At 33.2% G+C, this 22,259-nt stretch carries 21 protein-coding genes and 1 riboswitch; of the genes, 12 read left to right on the forward strand and 9 right to left on the reverse strand.

Annotated features, from left to right (window positions below):
* Window positions 1–77: 77 nt before the first annotated feature.
* The gene (locus HM990_RS10605; protein ID WP_178988911.1) at window positions 78–1,220 is read right to left on the reverse strand and encodes an ABC transporter substrate-binding protein; all 1,143 of its coding nucleotides are present in this window, start codon (window positions 1,218–1,220) and stop codon (window positions 78–80) included.
* A 201-nt stretch (window positions 1,221–1,421) separates the two neighbouring features.
* Window positions 1,422–1,690: riboswitch (cobalamin riboswitch) on the forward strand.
* A 64-nt stretch (window positions 1,691–1,754) separates the two neighbouring features.
* On the opposite strand from HM990_RS10605, the gene HM990_RS10610 reads away from it, so the two are divergent.
* The gene (locus HM990_RS10610; protein ID WP_178988912.1) at window positions 1,755–3,701 is read left to right on the forward strand and encodes a TonB-dependent receptor plug domain-containing protein; all 1,947 of its coding nucleotides are present in this window, start codon (window positions 1,755–1,757) and stop codon (window positions 3,699–3,701) included.
* A gap of 83 nt (window positions 3,702–3,784) precedes the next feature.
* On the opposite strand, the gene HM990_RS10615 is transcribed toward HM990_RS10610, so the two are convergent.
* Window positions 3,785–5,221, reverse strand: coding sequence for a S41 family peptidase (locus tag HM990_RS10615; protein ID WP_229719249.1), 1,437 nt, complete (start codon window positions 5,219–5,221; stop codon window positions 3,785–3,787).
* 172 nt (window positions 5,222–5,393) lie between these two features.
* Between HM990_RS10615 and HM990_RS10620 the strand changes: the two genes are divergently transcribed.
* Genes HM990_RS10620 through HM990_RS10635 form a run of 4 tightly spaced genes read left to right on the forward strand, consistent with a single transcriptional unit; the run spans window position 5,394 to window position 7,519 of the window.
* Entirely contained in the window at window positions 5,394–5,903 is a 510-nt protein-coding gene (locus HM990_RS10620; protein WP_178988913.1) for an RNA polymerase sigma factor, read from the forward strand.
* Window positions 5,890–6,375 carry a hypothetical protein gene (locus HM990_RS10625; protein WP_178988914.1) on the forward strand — a complete coding sequence of 162 codons (486 nt, stop codon included), beginning with the start codon at window positions 5,890–5,892 and terminating at the stop codon, window positions 6,373–6,375. Before HM990_RS10620 ends, HM990_RS10625 begins: the two co-directional genes overlap by 14 nt.
* Window positions 6,376–6,396: 21 nt before the next feature.
* Window positions 6,397–6,969 carry a DUF4252 domain-containing protein gene (locus HM990_RS10630; RefSeq protein ID WP_178988915.1) on the forward strand — a complete coding sequence of 191 codons (573 nt, stop codon included), beginning with the start codon at window positions 6,397–6,399 and terminating at the stop codon, window positions 6,967–6,969.
* 4 nt (window positions 6,970–6,973) lie between these two features.
* Window positions 6,974–7,519: a DUF4252 domain-containing protein gene (locus HM990_RS10635; RefSeq protein ID WP_178988916.1), complete on the forward strand. Its 546-nt coding sequence runs from the start codon at window positions 6,974–6,976 to the stop codon at window positions 7,517–7,519.
* A 45-nt stretch (window positions 7,520–7,564) separates the two neighbouring features.
* On the opposite strand, the gene HM990_RS10640 is transcribed toward HM990_RS10635, so the two are convergent.
* Window positions 7,565–7,795: a hypothetical protein gene (locus HM990_RS10640; protein ID WP_178988917.1), complete on the reverse strand. Its 231-nt coding sequence runs from the start codon at window positions 7,793–7,795 to the stop codon at window positions 7,565–7,567.
* Window positions 7,796–7,808: 13 nt separating this feature from the next.
* Window positions 7,809–9,152: an adenylosuccinate lyase gene (purB, locus tag HM990_RS10645; RefSeq protein WP_178988918.1), complete on the reverse strand. Its 1,344-nt coding sequence runs from the start codon at window positions 9,150–9,152 to the stop codon at window positions 7,809–7,811.
* A gap of 374 nt (window positions 9,153–9,526) precedes the next feature.
* Here purB and HM990_RS10650 point away from each other — a divergent pair, with 374 nt between their 5' ends.
* The 6 genes from HM990_RS10650 (at window position 9,527) to HM990_RS10675 (ending at window position 15,366) form a co-directional block, all read left to right on the forward strand.
* Window positions 9,527–11,257 carry a tetratricopeptide repeat protein gene (locus HM990_RS10650; RefSeq protein WP_178988919.1) on the forward strand — a complete coding sequence of 577 codons (1,731 nt, stop codon included), beginning with the start codon at window positions 9,527–9,529 and terminating at the stop codon, window positions 11,255–11,257.
* A 14-nt stretch (window positions 11,258–11,271) separates the two neighbouring features.
* Window positions 11,272–11,934: an SCO family protein gene (locus HM990_RS10655; protein ID WP_178988920.1), complete on the forward strand. Its 663-nt coding sequence runs from the start codon at window positions 11,272–11,274 to the stop codon at window positions 11,932–11,934.
* A gap of 53 nt (window positions 11,935–11,987) precedes the next feature.
* Window positions 11,988–13,373, forward strand: coding sequence for a DNA recombination protein RmuC (gene rmuC / locus HM990_RS10660; RefSeq protein WP_178988921.1), 1,386 nt, complete (start codon window positions 11,988–11,990; stop codon window positions 13,371–13,373).
* Window positions 13,374–13,506: 133 nt separating this feature from the next.
* Window positions 13,507–14,121 carry a transcriptional regulator gene (locus tag HM990_RS10665; RefSeq protein ID WP_178988922.1) on the forward strand — a complete coding sequence of 205 codons (615 nt, stop codon included), beginning with the start codon at window positions 13,507–13,509 and terminating at the stop codon, window positions 14,119–14,121.
* A complete protein-coding gene (locus HM990_RS10670) occupies window positions 14,118–14,834 on the forward strand; it encodes a DUF3307 domain-containing protein (RefSeq protein WP_178988923.1) in 717 nt (238 codons plus the stop codon). The genes HM990_RS10665 and HM990_RS10670 overlap by 4 nt, the downstream gene beginning before the upstream one ends.
* Window positions 14,827–15,366: an acyl-CoA thioesterase gene (locus HM990_RS10675; RefSeq protein ID WP_178988924.1), complete on the forward strand. Its 540-nt coding sequence runs from the start codon at window positions 14,827–14,829 to the stop codon at window positions 15,364–15,366. The genes HM990_RS10670 and HM990_RS10675 overlap by 8 nt, the downstream gene beginning before the upstream one ends.
* A gap of 66 nt (window positions 15,367–15,432) precedes the next feature.
* On the opposite strand, the gene HM990_RS10680 is transcribed toward HM990_RS10675, so the two are convergent.
* The 3 genes from HM990_RS10680 to rpmH all read right to left on the reverse strand — a co-directional run bounded on the left by HM990_RS10680 (window position 15,433) and on the right by rpmH (window position 19,074).
* Window positions 15,433–15,849, reverse strand: a complete 417-nt coding sequence (locus HM990_RS10680) for a T9SS type A sorting domain-containing protein (RefSeq protein ID WP_178988925.1) — start codon at window positions 15,847–15,849, stop codon at window positions 15,433–15,435.
* 76 nt (window positions 15,850–15,925) lie between these two features.
* Window positions 15,926–18,781, reverse strand: a complete 2,856-nt coding sequence (gene carB, locus HM990_RS10685; RefSeq protein WP_178988926.1) for a carbamoyl-phosphate synthase large subunit — start codon at window positions 18,779–18,781, stop codon at window positions 15,926–15,928.
* 131 nt (window positions 18,782–18,912) lie between these two features.
* On the reverse strand, window positions 18,913–19,074 hold the full coding sequence (gene rpmH / locus HM990_RS10690; RefSeq protein WP_115818167.1) for a 50S ribosomal protein L34: 162 nt from the start codon (window positions 19,072–19,074) through the stop codon (window positions 18,913–18,915).
* A gap of 173 nt (window positions 19,075–19,247) precedes the next feature.
* Here rpmH and HM990_RS10695 point away from each other — a divergent pair, with 173 nt between their 5' ends.
* A complete protein-coding gene (locus tag HM990_RS10695) occupies window positions 19,248–19,826 on the forward strand; it encodes a DUF2892 domain-containing protein (protein ID WP_178988927.1) in 579 nt (192 codons plus the stop codon).
* On the opposite strand, the gene cls is transcribed toward HM990_RS10695, so the two are convergent.
* Together cls and HM990_RS10705 are read right to left on the reverse strand one after the other, a co-directional pair.
* Entirely contained in the window at window positions 19,827–21,275 is a 1,449-nt protein-coding gene (cls, locus tag HM990_RS10700; RefSeq protein WP_178988928.1) for a cardiolipin synthase, read from the reverse strand.
* Between the two features lie 3 nt (window positions 21,276–21,278).
* Window positions 21,279–22,232, reverse strand: a complete 954-nt coding sequence (locus HM990_RS10705) for a lytic transglycosylase domain-containing protein (protein ID WP_178988929.1) — start codon at window positions 22,230–22,232, stop codon at window positions 21,279–21,281.
* Between the last annotated feature and the right edge of the window lie 27 nt (window positions 22,233–22,259).

The following is a 22,259-nucleotide window of genomic DNA, read 5'->3' on the forward strand; positions in this document are numbered from 1 at the left end:
ATATTAGACCCTTCAAGTTTTGAATTCGACTACGTTCAGCCACCAATAAACCAGCAAGGTCTAGGTAAATTTTATGATTATTCTAATTTTTCAAAAAAATAAGTTTCATAACCGTCTAACAATTCAGGATGCGCAATTTTAATCAAATCTTTCAACACCAAATCCGGTCTTGCCGTTCCTAATTCATAATACAACACACCTCCTGTTGCTCCTGTTTTATTGGCAAACGTATAGATGTTTTTGTTTTTAAAAGCTTCAAAATTAGTATAAAGTGAATTGGCTTTTTCTAATTGGTCTAAACTACTATAATATGATGGGCTCAACCAAAGTTCCGCATCTTTGGCTTTTACCAATACTGTTTCAAAGCTTAATGCTAAGCTACCATTGCCAGTGGATTCATTCCACAAGTAATTAACATTGGCGTCTTTTAAAAACTGTGCTTCTGCACTAGAACCATTTGGTAAATACCAAACATCTTTTTCCATGGCGCCACTTAAAACAGAAGGTCTGTCCGCAGCATTCTTTGCCATCGCTTTTGCTGTTACATAATTAGATTCAATATGATTAAAAATAGAATCGGCTTCTTTTTCTTTACTAAATAAAACACCAAAGAATTTAATCCATTCCGCTTTTGCCAAGGCTGAGGATTCTACCCAATCGCCATTATAAATTATAGGAATACCTGCCTTTTTAATAACTTCAAACGTTTTATTTACGCCATCGACACCAAAACCAACCACTACATCTGGATTGATATCTAGTAAAACTTCTGTATTTATACCTTCATTTTTTCCAAGCTCTCTAATTTTTTTTTCGTCGATTAACAGTCTCGTATTTTCTGAAGAAATATAATCCACACCAGGAAATCCGATTAGAGCGTCTTCAACATTTAATAATTCCAATGCAGGAATATGAGTCGTAGATGTTACAACAATGGTTTCTGCAGGATTCACAATTATGGCATCATACTCATTTCTAGCAAAGGTAGTTTTCGCCATATTTTCTTTTGAAATAAGAACGTATCTATAAGACTTTTCTGCTTGTGGCCAAGGTTTTGTGATGTTTAAAACTTTAAAGTTTTCATAATAAGCCACCGAAAAACCTTCAGCATATTTTAAATTGAGTTTTTCTGTTTCAGGAATTGAATTTATCTCTTTTTTAGATGCGTTCTTACATGAACTAACAATTAAAAGAAGTATTACAATTTTGATAAATTTCATTGGTAACATTTGTAACTTATAGATCTTAATCTTATCATTAATTTTGATAAAAATTCTACCATGAGAGGCGATTCAAATTTAACACTATATATTGTTGCTGGAATTATTATTGCCCATTTTTTAATCGGATTCATTTATTTAATCTACAAAATGAATAAAAAAAAATGATAAAAATCAGCTTTCAACTACATTAAAAAGTCTAGTTTTACGGCGAAATTAGGTTCGACTACAATTAAATATAAGTCGATTAAAAGGGAATCTGGTGAGATTATTTTTATCAAGTCCAGAACTGTTCCCGCAACTGTAAGTTTTATGCTGAATTTCAGCATCTATTTAAAAGAGTTGTTACTCACTTCAAAACCACTGAGAGATTGGCACCGTTAACAAAAAGTCAACTTCAAAATGCCATTCTTGGGAAGGTAGTGTAACAAAAAACAAGTCAGGAGACCTGCCAATTTCAACATAGAAGTCAAACTTTCGGGATAAAAGTTTACATACTAATTTCGGTATGTTCTCGAACAATTAAAAATTAAAATGAACAAAACAAACCTGTTTTGTAGCATCCTTGGTATTGGTATGCTATGCACTGGTAATGCTCAAAAATTGCCAGTTACTATTGGGAAAGATTCAATTCCTGTCGAAGAATTAAATGAAGTCGTTGTTACAGATTCTAGATTTTATCTTAAACGTGAAAATTCTGGTAAAGTGATTACCAAAATCACTTCAAGGGATTTAGAAAAACTTCAAGGGCAATCCATTGCTGAAATCATTGGTAGAACCGCTGGAATAGAAATCAACGGTGTGCGAAGTAATTCCGGACAAAATTTAAGTTATTTAATTCGTGGTGGTCGTAACCGCCAGGTATTAGTGATGATTGACGGCATACAAGTCACAGATGCCTCTCAAATTGCAAATGATTATGATTTACGATTATTGAACGCAGACCAAGTAGAATCCATTGAAATTCTAAAAGGTGCATCCAGTACACTTTATGGCACTGGTGCGGCAACGGCTGTGATTAATATTAAATTGAAGGAAGCTTCAAAAAAAGCGTTTAATTTAAATTTAAGAAGTACACTTGGCACCAATCGATCTTCAGATGAAAAGAATTATGCATTAGAAGATTTTAGAAATAGTCTTTCTGTAAATGGAACTCCTGGTAACCTTAATTATTTAGCCAGTTTTGGACAGCAATTTACGGATGGATTGTCTGCAATTGAAGCCGGAACCGAATCCGATGCTTACAATAGCTACAACGCTAATCTCAAATTGGGTTATAAATTTAACAATGCGTTTAAATTGAATGCGTATGCAAATTATGATAATTTTAAGGCCGATTTTGATGACAGTTTTGCTATGCAGGATGCTAAGCATGTCTCGCTTTCTAATCAGTACAGAGTCGGTTTGTCACCTGAGTTCAGTTATAAAAATGGAAGTTTAACTGTTAATGCTGCTTATAGTGACGTGGAGCGTGAGATAGAATCTAGTTTTCCAACACTATTCAATGCTCAAAATATTGTTGTTGATGCTTTCAACCGAAATAACTTTAATGATAAATTTTATACAGTTTTAGGTGTTAATTATCAAGATAATCAGATGGAAAGTTTTACTATACCTTTTGGCGCGTCAGAATTTAGCCAAGCGATAGACTCTGAAAATGCACAATTTACCATTACAGACCCTTATGCGAATGTGGTTTATAATTCAGATTTTGGACTCAACCTTAATGTTGGTTTGAGACTGAATAACCACAGTGAATATGGCAGTCATTTTGTATATGGTGTGAATCCTTCTTACAAAGTGGATTTAGATTTTGGTTACCTAAAATTTCTAACAAGTTATAGCACAGCATTTATTACGCCTTCGCTTTACCAATTATTTGAACCAAGTTTTGGCAATTCTGATTTACAACCTGAAGAAAATGCTACAGCAGAAGTTGGTACAGAAATTTCATTGAAAAACAAAGCAACGCTTAGTTTGGTTTATTTCCACAGAAACGAAACTAATTTTATTGATTTTGTTGATACTGGAAATTTTGTGTTTCAATATCAAAATACTGTAACATCCTTTACAGCTAGTGGTTTAGAATTTGTTGCACAAGCCAAACTTATTGAAAAATTAAATCTAAACCTCAACTTAACTTACACGTCTGTTGATGAAGATTTAAGTTTAAGAATTCCAGAAATTAAACTGAATACCAGACTGGATTTCGATTTATCTGATACTACTATTTTAAGTTTATCCTATCAATACAATGACGATAGAGACGATTCTGTTTACAACCCTGATACCTTTCAAAATGATAAAATCACTCTAGATTCTTATGGATTACTTGATTTTTATATCAGCCATAAAATCATTGCTCACAAAATGACTGTTTTTGCCAATGTGACCAATATCTTTAATGAAGACTATCAAGAACTTTTTGGTTTTACCACCAGAGGACGAGGTGTTAATATAGGGCTTAATTTGAATCTGTAATTACTCAAATTAATAATTAAATATCTAAAAAGCCGCTTTATACATTATAGGGTAAAGCGGCTTTTCTATTTAAAGCTTAAATTCTAATAGTCGATAAACATATCTTGTTCTAAAGCGGAAACAGGAGTTTCCAATGGTCTATATATTATTGCTTCACTAGACTGATTTGTAGAACGGTCTGCCAATGTTATATTAGCTATTGCAGCAGCCAATAAAGGCTCATTTACATCTCCTAAAGTTCCTAATGTATGTGCTCGTTCCCTCAATTCAATATCTGGTTGTAATCCATTTGGTGGCACAAGCTGATCATTTACATTTGTAGAATTCGCAATTAAAGGTTGCATGGCGTATGTATGGTTTACATTAACATTATCAAAGGAAAAATCGGGCGAATCATATATGGTCTGTGAAGCTTGTGTTTTTCCAACTGTATTTTCCCCAATTACGACCACTTCTATATAAGAACTTAAACTATTAATAACTAATTCACTCGCAGAAGCAGTTCGTCGCTCTGTAGTTAACACATAAACTCTAGAAAGATTTAGACTATTAATGGCACCAACACCTTCAATTGAACTGGTAAACAAGAAATTTTGATTATTGTTACTTAGATTTTCATTATAGAATAGTTTTGAATAAATTTCTCCTGTAAACTGACCCGTAACCATACTTCCCAAATAAGCCGCTGTCTGCACAGAGCCACCTCCATTATAGCGCAAATCTATCACCAATTCGGAAACTCCTGCAGCCTGAAATTGCGCAAATGCATCATTTAATTCAGCATCAAAATTCCTATTGAATTGATTGTACATTAAATAACCAATATTTTCATTATTGACATTTAAAACTTGGGATACATGAACCGGATTTTCAGTGTAAATGGCTTTAGTTAAGTCCGCACTTTGTCCATTCAAAGTTATGGTATCATCTGCCAATTCAGGTGTGTTGTTATCGTTATAATCTGCAAAATTCAATGTGTAAGAATCTTGATAAATCGGGTCACTTAAATCGTCTATGCTAGCATCGTTTAAGGGTTCACCATTTATAGCTCTAAAAATTTGACCGCGCTGTAAACCTAAATTATCCGCAACACTATTATTGAGAACTAGAGTTATAGCTCCAAAAACTTCAGTTTCACTTCCTGGCACTCTGTATAAATTGAATTCGATGCCATTATTTAAAGTCGTTCCAGCTTGTTGGTTTTGTAAATCAAAATAGTTATCATAGATTCTACTAAATCTATCAACAGTACCTGGATTATGCTTTAATGATTCGAATAATTGTTCAGGACTACCAAAATCATTTAAGTAGTTATTGTATTCTTCATCTGTGGCAAATCTATTGTCTGCTAAATTAGGAACCTCCGACTTATATAAATAGAAAACATTCATCCCTTTCCATACAAAATCATTAATCTCTAAAGTAGAAGCTGGAATGATATTATCATCCATATCATCAAAACAGCTTGTTAATGCCAAAGCAGCAAAACAAGTAAATAGTAAAACCCTAATATTCTTCATAGTATATTTTTCTTATTGTACAATTTCTTTCTTTAGTCAATCTTTAGTCAGTAAAACTCTAAATTTACTTACATTATTGTGAAAAATAAAAATCTTTGTAACAAAATGTAAAGTGTATCGTCGTAATAATAGAAGGCAGTAATATTGTTTTCACCAACCAATCAAATAAGTAATGAAACAGGCAGATTTTGTAGATATCGTGATGCCGTTTAAGGATAAAGTATTTCGTTTAGCAAAGCGATTATTAGTGTCTCGTGAAGAAGCGGAAGATGCAACTCAAGAGATACTATTAAAATTATGGAAGAACAATAAAAAGATTGGTGACTATAAAAATGTAGAAGCGTTTTCAATGACCATGACCAAGAATTTTTGTTTGGACCGTTTAAAATCGAAACAAGCGCAAAATTTAAAAATTGTACATAGTAATTATACGGATAACAATTCTTCATTACAAAAACAAGTTGAAGCAAAAGATAGCGTGGACTGGGTGTCTAGAATAATGGAAGACCTACCAGAACAACAAAAAATAATAGTGCAATTAAGAGATATTGAAGAATATGATTTTGCGGAAATCGCCAAAATGCTAGACATGAATGAAACAGCAATACGCGTCAATTTATCGAGAGCACGAAAAACAATAAGAGAAAAATTAACTAATACACATCGACATGGTATTAAATAATATAGAAAAATTAATAGAAAAGTATAACAATGCGGAGACAACGCTACAGGAAGAAGCGCAATTAAAAGCGTATTTCTTAAGTGATAAAGTAGCACCACATTTAGAGCATTACAAACCGATGTTCCAATACTTTTCGCAATCAAAAAATGAGCAGTACACTAAAGACGTTCCATTAAAAACTAAAAACACAAAATTGTATCAATGGATTTCTGTCGCAGCTGTTGCCGTTCTAATGCTTGGTTTAATTGTACCAACTTTTATTGGTCCTACAGAAGAAGAAAAACAAGAAGCACTTTTGGCTTATAACCAAACCATAGATGCTTTTAATTTAATCTCTATAGGTATGAATGAAGGCAAACAACAACTTAATTCGCTGATTTTAGTTTCGGATAATTTAAATGAAGGAATGGAAGAAGCCGGAAGGTTAAGTGAATTTACAGAAACAACAAACAAAATTTTTAAAAACAAGTAACACACAAAAAATTAAGAAATTATGAAAAATTTAATTGTAATAATCGCGCTAATTGTAGCACCATTTATGTCAGGAGCACAAAGTATTTTTGATAAATACGAAGATATGTCTGAGGTCGCCTCCGTAATTGTTAATCAGAAAATGTTCAGCATGATTGCCAGCATAGATATTGACATGGACGATCCTGAAGCCCAAGAATATATGAATATGGTTAAAAAAATCACTGGACTTAAAGTATTCACAACTGGTGACAGTAAAGTTTCAGCAGATATGAAAGCGACTGTTGATAAATATTTAAAATCATCTCAGCTTGAAGAACTCATGCGAATGAAAGATGGCGAACAAACCGTAAAATTCTATGTAAAAGAAGGCAGTGACGAAAACCATGTAAAAGAACTTTTAATGTTTGTAAGTGGTCTTAAAGAATTAACCAAAGATCAAAACATTGAAATTAATGGTAAAAAACGGGAGTTTGAAACCGTGTTACTATCATTAACAGGTGATATAGATTTAAGACAAGTTTCTAAAATCACTAACCAAATGGATATACCAGGAGGTGAGCAGTTAAAGAAAGCTGGAGATAAAAAACAATAGAATCATGATACAATCAATCAAAAAATCAATAGTAGTGTTGTTTTTGGTTGCCGCTTTTACCAGCTGCAACCAAGGACCAACATTGCAAACCTATTATGTAGACAACGAGTTAAAACCTGGTTTTGCTTCGTTTGATGTCCCAACCAGTTTTGTTAATGTTGAAAACATTGATATGACTAAAGAACAGAAAGAAGCTTATAATTCTGTTGATAAGTTGAATGTACTCACTTATATGAAAGAAGATACAGAAGCTGAAGACTATACGCTAGAACTAGAAAAGGTAAAATCCATTCTAAAAGATCCTAAATACGAAGAGCTAATGCGTGGAGGCAACTCTACCGATGGAAAATTTGTCATTAAATATTTAGGTGATATAGACAATATTGATGAACTCATCATTTTTGGAAATGCCAACAATAAAGGCTTTATGATCGCAAGAATTTTAGGAGATGATATGAATGCTAGTAAATTAATGTCGTTAAGTTCTGTATTACAAAATGCAAAATTTGAAGATACCAATCTTAATGGCCTTACAGATTTTTTTAAATAACAAATGTCTCAATGAAATTTAAATAAACTGACAATTATTTAAATGTTAATATGAATCGTCTTGGAGCTTGTCTTCAGGACGATTTTTTTTAGCATCATTTTTTAAACCATATATAATGGCTACAACAAATAAAATTCCAAAACCTAAGAATAAAACGACTTTAATAATAATATAATCGAGCACATCACACAAACCTGCAACAAACCAACTCAACGCAACAATAGATACGCAAGATAATGCGATAGCGTCTTTGGTTTGTGGGATGAATTGTTTCAAATTTTATGTAATTTTAGATACCCGTATAATTACTAGGTGTAATCTTTTTTAATTCAGATTTAATAGCTTCAGAAACCTCTAAGGTATCAATAAAATCTGAAATGGAACTTTGGGTAATTGCTTGGTTGGTTCTTGTCAATCCTTTTAAAGCTTCATATGGGTTTGGATAACTTTCACGTCTTAAAATGGTTTGGATCGCTTCTGCAACTACAGCCCAATTATTCTCTAAGTCTTGAGCGAATTTTGGTTTATTCAACAGTAATTTGCCCAAACCTTTTACAGTAGATTTAAAGCCAATAATCGTATGCCCAAACGGTACACCAACATTTCTTAAAACGGTACTATCGGTTAAATCACGTTGCAATCTAGAAATTGGTAATTTAGCAGACAGATGCTCAAAAATAGCATTGGCAATACCTAAATTCCCTTCACTATTTTCAAAATCAATAGGATTTACTTTGTGTGGCATGGCAGAACTACCAACCTCGCCTGCTTTTATTTTTTGCTTGAAATAATCCATAGATACATAGGTCCAAATGTCCCTATCCAAATCAATGATAATGGTATTGATGCGCTTTAAAGCATCAAACAAAGCAGCTGCATGATCGTAATGTTCTATTTGCGTGGTCGGAAACGAATGTTGTAAACCTAATTTTTCTTGAACGAATGTTGTTCCAAATGCTTTCCAATCAATATTAGGATAAGCTACTTTATGGGCATTAAAATTTCCTGTTGCACCACCAAATTTTGCAGCACCTGGTACATTATTCAATAAATTGAATTGTTCCTTTAATCTTACTGCAAAAACTTCAATTTCTTTTCCTAAACGCGTTGGCGATGCTGGTTGTCCATGTGTTCTCGCTAACATTGGGATATCTGCCCAATCTTTTGCCAAGCCTTGAATTTTTTCTAAAAGTGATACATATTCAGGCACGTAAACATCGTTCATCGCTTCCTTAATACTTAAAGGAATTGCCGTATTATTAATGTCTTGTGAGGTCAATCCAAAGTGGATAAACTCTTTATAGGCTGATAACTCTAAAGCATCAAATTTCTCTTTAATGAAGTATTCAACAGCTTTTACATCGTGATTGGTTACTTTTTCAATCTCTTTTATTGCAGAAGCATCTACAGCTGTAAAGTTTTTGTAAATCGCTCTTAAATCTTCAAAAACAGAACTTGAAACAGATTCTAATTGTGGCAATGGCAATTCACACAATGCAATAAAGTATTCAATTTCTACCAACACACGATATTTAATCAGTGCTTCTTCCGAAAAATAATCTTTTAATTTTTCGACTTTAGATCGATATCTACCATCAATTGGTGAAATTGCATTAAGAGGAGAAAGTGCCATTTATGTTGGTTTTTTTGAAGCATCAAATATACTGATAAGTTTGTAGTTTAGAGTTTAGAGTTCAGGGTTTTTTCCTTTATAGAATTTTAAAATTAGTTATTAGAATTTAAAATGTTTTTATAAAAATTATGGATTTTCTGATACGCAATGTGTAAAATAAAAATTTTTACATATAATATATTTTATTGATTTTCAACCCTTAACCATTTTAAAAACCTATATTTAACTTGAATTATAAATAGCTTCACATTTATGAACCTTTATACTCCATTTTTCAAATTAACTTATTTTTTATTTATGTCAATTATTTCTGGTTGCAAAGAAAAAGCTACATCATTTATTAAACCTCATAATTAATATTAAACTCAAAACTCATGAAATCGCATTTGAATATTATTTTAGCAAGTATTATTTTAGTTGTTTTGGCTTATTTCACTTTTAATAAACCGGCAGAAGCAACGCCACCAAAAGCGCCTAAATTAGCAATGAATTTTGTAAAATGTACATCAACAAAATTCTTATTAGAAGATGTAGATACCACAAAACAGATTTCGCCACTATTTAAAAATCTAGGAAATCTGCATTTTTCAATTAGTACGGAAAACGAAAGAGCTCAAGCATTTTTTGACCAAGGATTAAAATTATCATACGCTTTTAACCATGCCGAAGCACATCGTTCGTTTATGGAAGCATCGCGATTAGATCCAAATTCCGCTATGGCATATTGGGGACAAGCATTTACACTCGGACCAAATATTAACGATCCTCTTCCACCAGAAGAGCGTAAAATAAAAATCAACGAAGCCATTACAAAGGCTCAACAACTGGCCTCAAAAGCAAGTTTGAAAGAACAAGTGTTGATAGAAGCATTGTCTAATAGATATAGTAATGATTTAACTGCCGATATACCTAAATTGAATATGATGTACATGCATGCAATGACCAAAGCTGCGGCACAGTTTCCTGAGGATGCAAACATTCAAATTCTATATGCAGCGTCAGTAATGAACACTGTACCTTGGAATTATTGGGACAAGGATGGAAATCCGTCTCCGAATATTAAGGTAGCAAAAGCAGCTCTTGAAAAAGCTATGTTGCTTGAACCTGAAAATCCTGGCGGACATCATTATTATATTCATATGGTCGAACTTCCTTATCCAGATATTGGCGTGAAGAGTGCTGATAAACTGGCTTCTCTTATGCCTGGCGCCGGACATATTGTACATATGCCATCACATATTTATATAAGAGTTGGGCGCTACAAGGATGCTGTTATTACAAACCAAAAAGCAATTTTAGCTGATGAAGATTATATATCTCAATGTTTTGCCCAAGGGCTCTATCCTCTTGGTTATTATCCTCATAACATTCATTTTTTGTGGTCTTCCGCAAGTTTATTGGGAGCCAGTGATGTTGCAATTGATGCGGCAAAAAAAACAGCAGAAAAAGTGCCTGTTGGTGAATTTATTGAAATGCCCTTTCTTCAAGATTTTGCCGCTACTCCATTGTTGGCATATACTCGATTTGGTAAATGGAATGAAATCTTAACTATTCCTGCGCCTAAGTCAGAAATTAAACACCTTAACCTTATGCGTCATTATGCAAGAGGAATTGCGTTTATTCGAAAAGGTAATATTAAAGAAGCCCAAGAAGAATTGGACGCTATCGTGGTTCTAAAAAATGATCCAGAATTAGAAACCTTAATCGCCACAGCCAATAATGCCTCAATTCATTCTGCTAATATCGCCTATGAAGTCGTAGCAGGAGAATTAGAAGCCTTAAAAGGAAACATTCCCAAAGCTATTGAACATCTTGAAAATGCCGTGGTTTTCGAAGATGATTTAACCTATACCGAACCTGCAGCATGGCATATTCCAACAAGGCAAAACTTAGGCGCAATTTTATTAAAAGCTAAAAAATATGATGATGCAGAAAAAGTATATGAAGAAGACTTAAACATTTTAAGACAAAATGGATGGTCATTAATAGGATTGTATAAAACCCTTAAAGCACAAGGAAAAAATGATGAAGCAGATATTATAAAAAAAGAGTTTGATATTGCTTGGAAAGATTCAGACATAAAAATTGACAATTCTGTTTTGTAACTAAAAGATTATCAATGTCACTAACAAAAAATAACTGGATAACAATTATACTCATCATCATAGTTAGTGTATTAGTTTATTTTTATTTTGAAAATAACGCTCAAAGCAAAATATTACCAGTTTATAATCCTTCTGATTTTAATCCAGAATTAGTCGATAAAAATCTTCAAAACAAAAGTAAAAACCACACCATTTCAAATTTTAATCTCGTAAATCAAAATGGTAAAACCATCACTCAAGAGGATTATGAAGACAAAATTCATGTAACGGATTTCTTTTTTACACGTTGTGGTAGTATTTGTCCAATTATGACGAGTAATATGGCTCAAATACAAAAGGAATTTTTGAATGATGATGATATTATGCTTTTGTCCCTGTCAGTCACACCAGAAATTGATAGTATTTCTGTATTACGAGAATACGCCAATAATAAAGGTGTTATAGATTCTAAATGGAATATTACCACAGGAAACAAAAAGCATATTTATGAACTGGCACGCAAAAGCTATTTTGCGGTTGTAGAACAAGAGGATGGTGGATTACAAGACTTTATTCATACGCCAAACTTTATTCTAATTGATAAAAAGAAACAAATTCGCGGTATCTATGATGGTACAAATAGCGAGGCTATTGAACAATTAATCACAGATATAAAAACTTTAAAATCTAGCCACTAAGTTTAAGAGAGTTTCCTTAACTATATTATCTTTGATAAATTTCTCTTTTCAATATGAACGACACACTTATTCTATTAATTACAATCATTATTTCCGCTGGTATTGGTGCCTTTATAGGTCTTAAATTTTCACAATTAAAAAGCAAAAGCGATAAAAGCACATTGGAGGAACGCAACGCTAATTTGCAGCAACAATTCAATGAATTTAAACAATTTTCTGAAGCCGAAAACCAAAAACAAGATCAGTATTTCAATCAATCATTAAATGAATTGAAAGAAAACATCTCTAAAATTGAAACGGAACGTGAAGCCATAAGACGAGAAAAAGACTTATTAAACTCAGAATTATCAAGACGAAATTCCGAATATGAAAATCTTGAAAAAGCAAACCTAAAGCGTGATGAAGAATTAGCCCAACAACAAGAACAACTACGAAAGGATTTTGAATTGATGGCTTCTAAAATATTAGATGAAAAGTCAGAAAAATTCACACTTCAGAATAAAGAGAATATCAAGAATATTTTAAATCCGCTTGAAGAGAAAATTAAAACTTTTGAAAAGAAAGTTGAAGACACCCAAAAGGAAAGCATCAGTATGCACTCGGCTTTGAAAGAACAATTATTAGGCTTAAAAGATCTGAACCAACAAATGGCATTGGAAGCCACAAATTTAACCAGAGCCTTAAAAGGCGATAGTAAAACCCAAGGAAATTGGGGCGAATTGGTATTAGAGCGTGTGCTGGAAAAATCTGGACTGGAAAAAGATAGAGAGTATTTTGTACAACAGAATTTTCAACGTGAAGATGGTTCCCGTGTGATGCCAGATGTGGTGTTGCATCTTCCCGATTCTAAAAAGATGATTATCGATGCGAAGGTTTCTTTAACAGCTTACGAACAATTTGTAAATGCAGAAGAGGAACAACGACCGTTGTTTTTAAAAGCACATGTCAACTCTATCAAAAAACATGTGGATCAATTATCTGCCAAGAATTATCAAGATTTATATGATATTGAATCGCCTGATTTTGTATTAATGTTTATTCCTATTGAACCCGCTTTTGCAGTGGCGATAAACGAAGATAATTCGCTTTACAATAAAGCTTTTGAACAGAACATAGTCATCGTTACACCTTCTACCCTTTTAGCGACATTACGCACTATAGATTCCATGTGGAATAATGAAAAACAACAACAAAATGCATTGGAAATTGCAAAACAAGCTGGCGCTCTTTATGATAAATTTGAAGGTTTAGTTACCGATTTAACTGGTGTCGGCAAAAAGATTGACGCAGCCAAAAGTGATTATTCAGCTGCTATGAACAAATTAGTGGATGGTAAGGGTAATTTGATTTCACGCGTTGAAAAAATTAAAAAAATGGGTGCAAAAGCCAAGAAAGCACTTCCTGAAAGTATTATTAAACGTGCAAATGAAGAGAATTAGTCTATTAGTCCACTTCTAAGGAATAATTAATCATATGCCTTAAATATGGCATATATTATTTTATTCCTTTTTAAAGGCATAAATTTGTTTATTCCGTTGAAAAGGCATACATTTGAAATGAAATATAAATAGTATGACCAGCGTAATAACAGGCGACATTATAAAATCTAGAGATGCAATAAGTGAAGAGCTATGGCTTATTCCATTAAAATCAGCATTATCTAAATTATCCAATGATGCTTCATTTTATGATATTTATAGAGGAGATAGTTTTCAGTTAGAGTCTAATTCCATTGAAGACAGCTTTAGAACATCTGTATATATTAAAGCATTTTTGAAATCCATTAAAGGTATAGATGTTAGAATGTCAATTGGTATTGGCACAAAAGATTATGAAGGCAATACTGTGAGTGAATCTAATGGTGAAGCTTATATATTCTCTGGAGAAACCTTTGATAATCTCAAAAAAGAAAAACAAAATCTGAAAATAAAAACCAGCAACGATACGCTAAATGAAGAATTAAATCTATATTTTAGGTTGGCGTTAATTGCAATGGACAATTGGACGGTTAATTCTGCAGAAATTGTAAAATTAAGCTTAGAACATCCTGATATGATTCAATCTAAATTGGCAAAAATAATCGGCATTAATCAAGATGCCGTAAGCAAAAGGCAAAAACGTGCTTACTTAGATGAAATTTTAGAATTGGATGCACTTTTCAGAAAAAAAATAGCCACATTACTATGATCCTTATAATTTTAAAACTCATTTTTGCGCATCTTATAGGTGATTTCTTTCTGCAATCACACAAATGGGTTAAGCATAAAGAAAAAAACAAACTAAAATCTGTTTGGCTATATGTGCATGTTGCGATTCATGTGGCATTAATGTTTCTGCTGATTTGGGATTTATCGTATACGCCGTTAATTTTAGGAATCGGTTTAATACATCTCATCATTGATGGATTAAAACTTATTTTACAGCGTAAAAAAACAAAACGGTTGTTCTTTTTTATAGACCAGGTATTGCACATTATTTCAATAATAGGATTAACGTTTATTCTTTATGGTACTGATTTCGATTTTACTTTAGATTTAAGTAACCAATTTATCTTATTGATTATTTGTGTCGCATTTTTAACGCAACCAACTTCCATTTTCATGAAAACCATTTTTTCTAAATGGAACATTTCCAAACTTACCAAAGACAACGAATCGCTAAAAGATGCCGGTAAATATATTGGAGTTTTAGAGCGTCTTTTGGTATTTATATTTATTGTTGTAGGTCATTGGGAAGCTGTAGGATTTTTAATAACCGCTAAATCCGTTTTTCGATTTGGTGACTTAACTGCTTCCAAAGAACGGAAACTAACGGAATACATTTTAATAGGTACATTAATCAGTTTTGGCATTGCTATAATCACTAGTTTGCTATATTTAAATCTTTTGACATATGTTTAAAACCACTGAAGATTCCAGGATTCAAATTTCAGAATTAATGAAACCACATCATGCTAATTTCGGTGGAAAAATCCATGGTGGTTATATTTTGAGCCTAATGGATAATGTGGCTTTTGCTTGCGCTTCAAAACATTCCCGTAAATATTGTGTCACAGCATCCGTGAATAAGGTCAACTTCTTAAATCCAATTGAGGTCGGTGAATTGGTGACCATGAAAGCTTCGGTTAATTATGTTGGTAAATCGTCTATGGTCGTTGGTATTAGAGTAGAGTCTGAAAATATTACAACAGGAGAAAAGAAACATTGCAACTCGTCTTATTTTATAATGGTCGCGGTGGATGAGGATGGAAATACTTTAACCGTTCCAGGCTTAATTTTAACTAATAAATTGGCTGCCAAGCGTTTTATTAAATCCATAATCAGAAAAGAAAGCGACACCAAGCGAAGTGAGGATTTAGAAAATCTTTATAAAAACGTTGATGACCACTTGGAACAGCTTAAAAATTATAATGTGAAAATTGATTTTAAGTAAAAAAGCCATTTCTCCCAATAGTTATCAGGACTGAAATAGCTTTAACTTAAAATATATTAAATGTCTTTATTGTTTAATAAATCGTTTGGTCTGTGATTCGTTTTCGTCCGAAACTTTAACCAGATACACGCCAGTTTTCCAACCCGAGACATCTACAGAAGCTTCCAACTGCGTGATAGTACTTTTATGAATTCGTTTTCCTAAAACATCAAATACTTCAAGTATCATATTATCTGATGTTCTTGGTAATTTGATATTTAACTTATTCTTCGAAGGGTTTGGTGAAATCTTGAAACTTTCATCTTGAAATAAATCATCATTCAATTCAAGATTTAAAAAACACAAAGAATTATAGGATTCCGAAGCACCAATAAAATCTGCATGTTCTATAAATTCAATAGCACTATTTTGATACGAAGCCGAATGGGCAAACATAGTACCAAGGGTAAATATTGATATAAGACTGAGTAATAATTTTTTCATACAATTTGGGTATTGTTATAGCTAAGTTAGTAAATATTAATGAATAACACTTACACTTCATCGAAAACTATGCCAATTATCTACTCAAATACATTTTTCGTCTTGCATACAAATCGTAAAACTGATCGTCCTTTAAACTATCAATAAATAAAATACTTTCTCCAGTACTTTTCATTTCTGGTCCTAATTGTTTATTCACATTAGGGAATTTATTAAATGAAAATACCGGTTGTTTTATCGCATAACCTTCTAATTGAGGATTAAAGTCAAAATCCGTCACTTTTTTCTCGCCCAACATTACTTTGGTCGCATAGTTTACATAAGGTTCTTTATAAGCTTTGGCGATAAATGGAACAGTTCGCGATGCTCTTGGATTGGCTTCAATGATATAAACAATATCATCTTTTATAGCAAATTGTATATTTATTAAACCTACAGTATCCAAAGCTCTAGCAATCGTGTGGGTATGATCTATGATTTGCTGCATGACTAAATCACCTAAATTAAAAGCAGGTAAAGTCGCATTACTATCACCTGAGTGAATACCACATGGCTCAATATGCTCCATAATCCCAATAATGTAAACATTACCATCTGCATCACAAATCGCATCTGCTTCGGCTTCAATGGCACCATCTAAATAATGATCCAATAATAGTTTATTACCTGGAATAGATTTTAATAAATCGATCACATGAGATTCCAGTTCTTGCTTATTAATCACAATTTTCATCCCTTGTCCACCAAGTACGTAAGAAGGTCTTACTAAGATTGGAAAGTCCAGAACATCAGCAATCGCTAAGGCCTCATCGGCAGATTCTGCCACATCGAATTCTGGGTAAGGAATATTGTTTTCTTTCAATATGTTTGAAAAACTTCCTCTATCTTCAGCTAAATCGAGCGATTTGAAGCTGGTTCCCATAATCTTAACACCCCATTTTTCTAATTTTTCAGCTAATTTTAATGCGGTCTGCCCTCCTAATTGTACGATAACTCCTTCTGGTTTTTCATGTTGAATGATATCATAAATATGTTCCCAGAACACAGGTTCAAAATAGAGTTTATCTGCAATGTCAAAATCGGTTGAAACGGTTTCAGGATTACAGTTAATCATGATGGTTTCGTATCCACATTCGGCTGCAGCTAAAACGCCGTGCACACAGCAATAATCAAACTCAATACCTTGACCAATTCGGTTAGGCCCAGAGCCTAAAACGATGATTTTCTTCTTATCTGTTACTACACTTTCATTATGTACATACCGATTTCCGTCTGGAGTCTCAACTTCACTTTCAAAGGTTGAATAATAATATGGTGTTTGTGCTTTAAATTCCGCAGCACAAGTATCTACTAATTTAAAAACACGGTTAATATTAAATTCCATTCGTTTATTGCGAACCTCACTTTCTAAACAACGCAGCATATGCGCGATTTGTCGATCTCCATAGCCTTTTTGTTTCGCTTCAAGTAATAAATCGCGCTCAATAGTACCAATCGTATAGGTGGAAATTTCTTTTTCAAGTTGAAACAATTCTTCGTATTGTCTTAAATACCACATGTCGATTTTTGTAATCTCGTGAATTCGGCTCAACGGTATTCCCATTGCAACAGCATCATATATTACAAATACGCGATCCCAACTTGCGTGGGTCAATTTCTCAATTACAGTATCATAATCTTTATAACCTTTACCGTCGGCACCAAGTCCATTACGCTTAATTTCTAACGATTGGGTGGCCTTGTGCAATGCTTCTTGGAACGAACGACCAATGGCCATAACTTCACCAACAGCCTTCATTTGAAGACCCAATGTTCTGTCAGAGCCTTCGAATTTATCGAAATTCCAACGTGGAATCTTTACTACTACGTAATCTAAGGTAGGTTCGAATAATGCCGAAGTTGATTTTGTGATCTGGTTCTTTAATTCATCTAGGGTATAACCTAAAGCTAACTTCGCCGCAATCTTAGCGATTGGGTAACCTGTAGCTTTACTTGCCAAAGCAGAAGAACGTGATACACGAGGGTTGATTTCTATAGCTATAATTTTTTCCTCTTCATCAGGGCTCACGGCGAACTGAACATTACAACCACCTGCAAAATCTCCGATACTGCGCATCATATGAATTGCCATATCCCGCATTTTTTGCTGTGTTTTATCAGATAAGGTCATTGCTGGCGCAACCGTAATGGAATCACCCGTATGAATTCCCATAGGATCCATATTCTCAATGGTACAGATTATTACAACATTATCGTTTTTATCTCTTAATAATTCAAGTTCATATTCTTTCCAGCCTAATAATGCTTTATCAATCATAACCTCATGAATAGGGGAAATTTCCAGTCCTCTGGTTAAGGATTCATCAAACTCTTCTTCATTATATACTATGGCCGCTCCTGCTCCGCCCAAAGTAAATGATGCCCTAATACATAAAGGAAACCCAAATTCTTGGGCTATTTCCTTTCCTCTCAAAAATGAGGTAGCTGTTGCTTGAGGTGCCATACCAACACCTATTTTTAGCATTAACTCCCTAAATTTTTCTCTATCCTCAGTAATATTAATCGCGTCGATATCAACACCAATAATATTGACACCAAAATCTTCCCAAATTCCTTTCTCGTCAGCTTCAATACAAAGATTTAAAGCCGTTTGTCCGCCCATTGTAGGTAGAACCGCATCAATTTGAGGATGGTCTTTTAAAATCTGAATTAATGATTTAGTTGTCAATGGTAGCAAATACACATGATCTGCCATTTGTGGATCCGTCATTATGGTTGCAGGATTGGAATTGATTAAAATAGTTTCAATTCCATCTTCTCGTAAAGATCGTAAAGCTTGAGACCCTGAATAATCAAATTCACAGGCCTGCCCAATAACGATAGGACCTGAACCGATTAGTAAAATGGACTTTAAGTTTTTATTTTTTGGCATGAGACGTTCTATTTAGTGTTATGCGATTTTATTTTTTATTGATTTGGCTGTGCAAAAATAAGTAACAATAGGATACAAAAAAAGGCGTTACACCTAAGTAACGCCTTTAATATATTAACAATTGTTAATCATTATTTTTTATGTCTTGATTCAGTTGAAACTGACAATTTTTTTCTTCCTTTAGCTCTTCTACGTGCTAAAACTTTTCTTCCGTTAACAGAAGCCATTCTTTCTCTGAAACCGTGTTTGTTTCTTCTCTTTCTTTTTGACGGTTGAAACGTTCTTTTTGGCATGTCTTATATTTTTAAAAACTAATATTCTTTTTAATGGGTTTAGAGCTATCTCAAAACTGCGTGCAAATATACAACAAGTTTTTACTTTAGCAAATAGCAAAAAGAAAATTTTTGAATAGATTTTAAACTCTTAGTTTTTATTATCTTTGCGCTCTGCAAAAATACACAGATATATGTTTAATAAAAATATAAAATTAGTCATTGCCACTTTAATAATTGCTTTTGGGATCTATCAATTCACAGAAGGTTATATTGGCAACGGCATCATGTATATCCTACTTTCTACCATTTTTATTTTCCTTTACTTTAAAAATGAGTTGATCTTATTGGCTTTTTTAAGATTAAGAAAGCAAGATTTTGCTGGTGCGAAAAAATGGCTGGATAAAATAAAAAATCCAGAAGGAGCCTTGGTAAAAAAACAACAAGGCTATTTAAATTACCTCAATGGGATCATGGTATCTCAAACCAATATGAATGAAGCTGAGGGTTACTTTAAAAAAGCGATTAATTTAGGATTATCCATGGATCATGATTTGGCCATGGCAAAATTAAATTTAGCAGGAATCGCATTTTCTAAGCGACGCAAGCCTGAAGCCATGAAGTTATTGGCTGAAGCTGAAAAATTGGACAAAAGGGATATGCTTAAAGATCAGATAAAAATGATGAAGCAACAGATGAAAAAAGCTGTAATCCCTAAACAACAATATGGTCAGCCAACTTCGGCAAGACAGAACCGTAGAAGTAGACGATAATTATAATAATGGTGCCATGAGACGGGCAACCGCTTCAATGAGTTTTGTGCGTTTAGAACGGTTTTGCCAAGATTCTAAATTTAGTTGCTCGCAATCTTTTAAGTCTTCATTAAAAAAATCTGTGAGTTGGCTGCTAATTTCTTTATTGTAGATTAAAGCGTTCACTTCAAAATTAATATTGAAACTTCTATAATCCATATTGGTTGTTCCGACTGTGCTAAAAACTCCATCGACAACCATAGTTTTAGCATGAATAAATCCTTTCGTATAATGATATACCTCAACGCCTGCTTCTAATAACCTTTCCAAATACGAATTGGTTGCGTATTCCGCAATCCAAGAATCTGACTTTTTGGGCACTATAATTTTAACATCCTTATTGCTTCTGGCTATGACTTGAAGCGCTGTTATAATCTCACTATTAGGTATAAAATATGGCGTTGTAATGTACACATGATCATCCGCATTGGTAATGGCAACAAATATGGCTTCCATAATATTTGACCAATCGGTATCTGGGCCGCTTGCCGCAATCTGAAGTGGGATGTTTTCTTTACAAGTGTGTTCAGGAAAATATTTTTTTGTAATGTTTAATTCTGAGCCACTAACAAAATCCCAAGATGTAAAAAACAAAATCTGTAGCGGTTTTACAGCTTCACCAACGATACGAATGTGCGTATCTCTCCAATATCTATTATTATTTGAATTGACATAGTCGTCTGAAACATTAATACCTCCAACATAACCTATTTTCCCATCAAGAACCACGATTTTTCGATGGTCGCGATAATTCATTTTACCTGTTGAATTAGAAAACCAAACAGGCATAAAGGGATACATTTCTATACCACAATCTTTTAACTGACGTTTCATTTTAGAAGATATTGAACTTCCTACATCATCAATCACTATTCTAATCTCTAAACCTTCCTTTGCTTTTTCAATCAATAGATTAAGCAATTCTGTACCAATTGCATCATCGTTGATTATAAAATATTCTAGATGTATATGATGCTTTGCTTCCTTTAGATCCTTGAAGAGCATCTTAAACTTTGCGTCGCCATTTTTGATAAGTTTCACATCATTATTAATAGTCAGTTTTGATTTTTCATTATTATAAAGTAAAGGAATGAGTTTTGATTTTTCTTCAAGAAGATCATCAATTTCTTCAATCTCTTTGGTGTTGAGTTCTAACTGATCTTGAATTCTTTCTACTACAGATTGGTTTAAAACATGCTTTCTACTAAACAGTTTCGTTTTACGGTATTCCTGTCCAAAAAGATAATAAACGATTAATCCTAAAAATGGTAAAGCCAACAAGCCAATAATGTAACTTATGGCCTTGGTTGGATTTAGTTTTTTAAGCAGAATTGTAATAACCGCAGACAATGCGATCGTATAATTGAGCACAAAAATGATTTGCCAGATATGGTTTCTAACAAATTCCAAATATTAAGGTGTAGACGTGTAATATCCTTTTTCAGGAATATCAATTAAATATGTTTTACGAGTTTTATTATTCAAATGTGGCTCTCTTAACCAAGGATTATGAAGTTTTAAAATTTTATAATTTATTCCGAAGTGCTTTGCAAACTGGGCAAAATCAGTAACTGCCGTATCTACTTCCACTTTATGGGTTGGTACTGATTTATACAAATGACTTTTATTAAAGTTGAATCCATATTTACTCGGATTTGAGAGAATTTCTTTTAACGCTACAATTCTGAATACATAACGGCCAGTTTCCTCTCCTAATAACAAATCGTAATACCCAGTCACATCTTGTTCCTTCAATCGTCTAGAAACACCATAGTTCCCAGCGTTGTAAGCTGCTGCTGCTTTAGTCCATGATCCTAAACTTTCCTTGGCTTTTTTTAAATAATGACAGGCAACTTCTGTAGCTTTTTCTAAATTATAGCGTTCATCCACATTATCATTGACCTCTAAACCATTTTCTCTTCCCGTAGCAGACATAATTTGCCAAACACCACTGGCACCTGCTGGTGATTTTGCAGTTTGGATTAATCCACTTTCAATCACCGCTAAATATTTAAAATCATCTGGGACTCCGTTTTTCTTCAAAATTGGTTCTATAATAGGAAAGTACTTTTGTGCACGTTTGAACATTAACAAGCCATTTGATTGCCAATAGGTATTAACCAACAACTCTCGATCCATACGTTCGTAGATATCTGGATTTTCGATCGGAACGGCTTCACCTGCAAAATTCAAATTTTCTGGCATTTCAAGAGCATAAACATTGTAATTATTTACAATCGGATCTTCTTTTACTAATAAATTATCTGAAGGTGCTTTTTCGTCTGGTGACTTTTGCATCGCAAAGATAAAAAAGCCTGATATACAGATCACTCCTATTAGCGCTAAACTATTTTTTATGATTTTCATAATTCTATTTTTTAATTCTTTTTCGTT

Source organism: Winogradskyella schleiferi, assembly GCF_013394655.1.
GTDB classification, from domain to species: Bacteria; Bacteroidota; Bacteroidia; order Flavobacteriales; family Flavobacteriaceae; genus Winogradskyella; species Winogradskyella schleiferi.

What these genes read in the sequence shown, in the direction of transcription:
- HM990_RS10605 (WP_178988911.1), bottom strand. Translation starts at nt 1,220, where the DNA reads ATGAAATTTATCAAAATTGTAATACTTCTTTTAATTGTTAGTTCATGT.
- HM990_RS10610 (WP_178988912.1), top strand. Translation starts at nt 1,755, where the DNA reads ATGAACAAAACAAACCTGTTTTGTAGCATCCTTGGTATTGGTATGCTA.
- HM990_RS10615 (WP_229719249.1), bottom strand. Translation starts at nt 5,221, where the DNA reads ATGAAGAATATTAGGGTTTTACTATTTACTTGTTTTGCTGCTTTGGCA.
- HM990_RS10620 (WP_178988913.1), top strand. Translation starts at nt 5,394, where the DNA reads ATGAAACAGGCAGATTTTGTAGATATCGTGATGCCGTTTAAGGATAAA.
- HM990_RS10625 (WP_178988914.1), top strand. Translation starts at nt 5,890, where the DNA reads ATGGTATTAAATAATATAGAAAAATTAATAGAAAAGTATAACAATGCG.
- HM990_RS10630 (WP_178988915.1), top strand. Translation starts at nt 6,397, where the DNA reads ATGAAAAATTTAATTGTAATAATCGCGCTAATTGTAGCACCATTTATG.
- HM990_RS10635 (WP_178988916.1), top strand. Translation starts at nt 6,974, where the DNA reads ATGATACAATCAATCAAAAAATCAATAGTAGTGTTGTTTTTGGTTGCC.
- purB (WP_178988918.1), bottom strand. Translation starts at nt 9,152, where the DNA reads ATGGCACTTTCTCCTCTTAATGCAATTTCACCAATTGATGGTAGATAT.
- HM990_RS10650 (WP_178988919.1), top strand. Translation starts at nt 9,527, where the DNA reads ATGAAATCGCATTTGAATATTATTTTAGCAAGTATTATTTTAGTTGTT.
- HM990_RS10655 (WP_178988920.1), top strand. Translation starts at nt 11,272, where the DNA reads ATGTCACTAACAAAAAATAACTGGATAACAATTATACTCATCATCATA.
- rmuC (WP_178988921.1), top strand. Translation starts at nt 11,988, where the DNA reads ATGAACGACACACTTATTCTATTAATTACAATCATTATTTCCGCTGGT.
- HM990_RS10665 (WP_178988922.1), top strand. Translation starts at nt 13,507, where the DNA reads ATGACCAGCGTAATAACAGGCGACATTATAAAATCTAGAGATGCAATA.
- HM990_RS10670 (WP_178988923.1), top strand. Translation starts at nt 14,118, where the DNA reads ATGATCCTTATAATTTTAAAACTCATTTTTGCGCATCTTATAGGTGAT.
- HM990_RS10675 (WP_178988924.1), top strand. Translation starts at nt 14,827, where the DNA reads ATGTTTAAAACCACTGAAGATTCCAGGATTCAAATTTCAGAATTAATG.
- HM990_RS10680 (WP_178988925.1), bottom strand. Translation starts at nt 15,849, where the DNA reads ATGAAAAAATTATTACTCAGTCTTATATCAATATTTACCCTTGGTACT.
- carB (WP_178988926.1), bottom strand. Translation starts at nt 18,781, where the DNA reads ATGCCAAAAAATAAAAACTTAAAGTCCATTTTACTAATCGGTTCAGGT.
- rpmH (WP_115818167.1), bottom strand. Translation starts at nt 19,074, where the DNA reads ATGCCAAAAAGAACGTTTCAACCGTCAAAAAGAAAGAGAAGAAACAAA.
- HM990_RS10695 (WP_178988927.1), top strand. Translation starts at nt 19,248, where the DNA reads ATGTTTAATAAAAATATAAAATTAGTCATTGCCACTTTAATAATTGCT.
- HM990_RS10705 (WP_178988929.1), bottom strand. Translation starts at nt 22,232, where the DNA reads ATGAAAATCATAAAAAATAGTTTAGCGCTAATAGGAGTGATCTGTATA.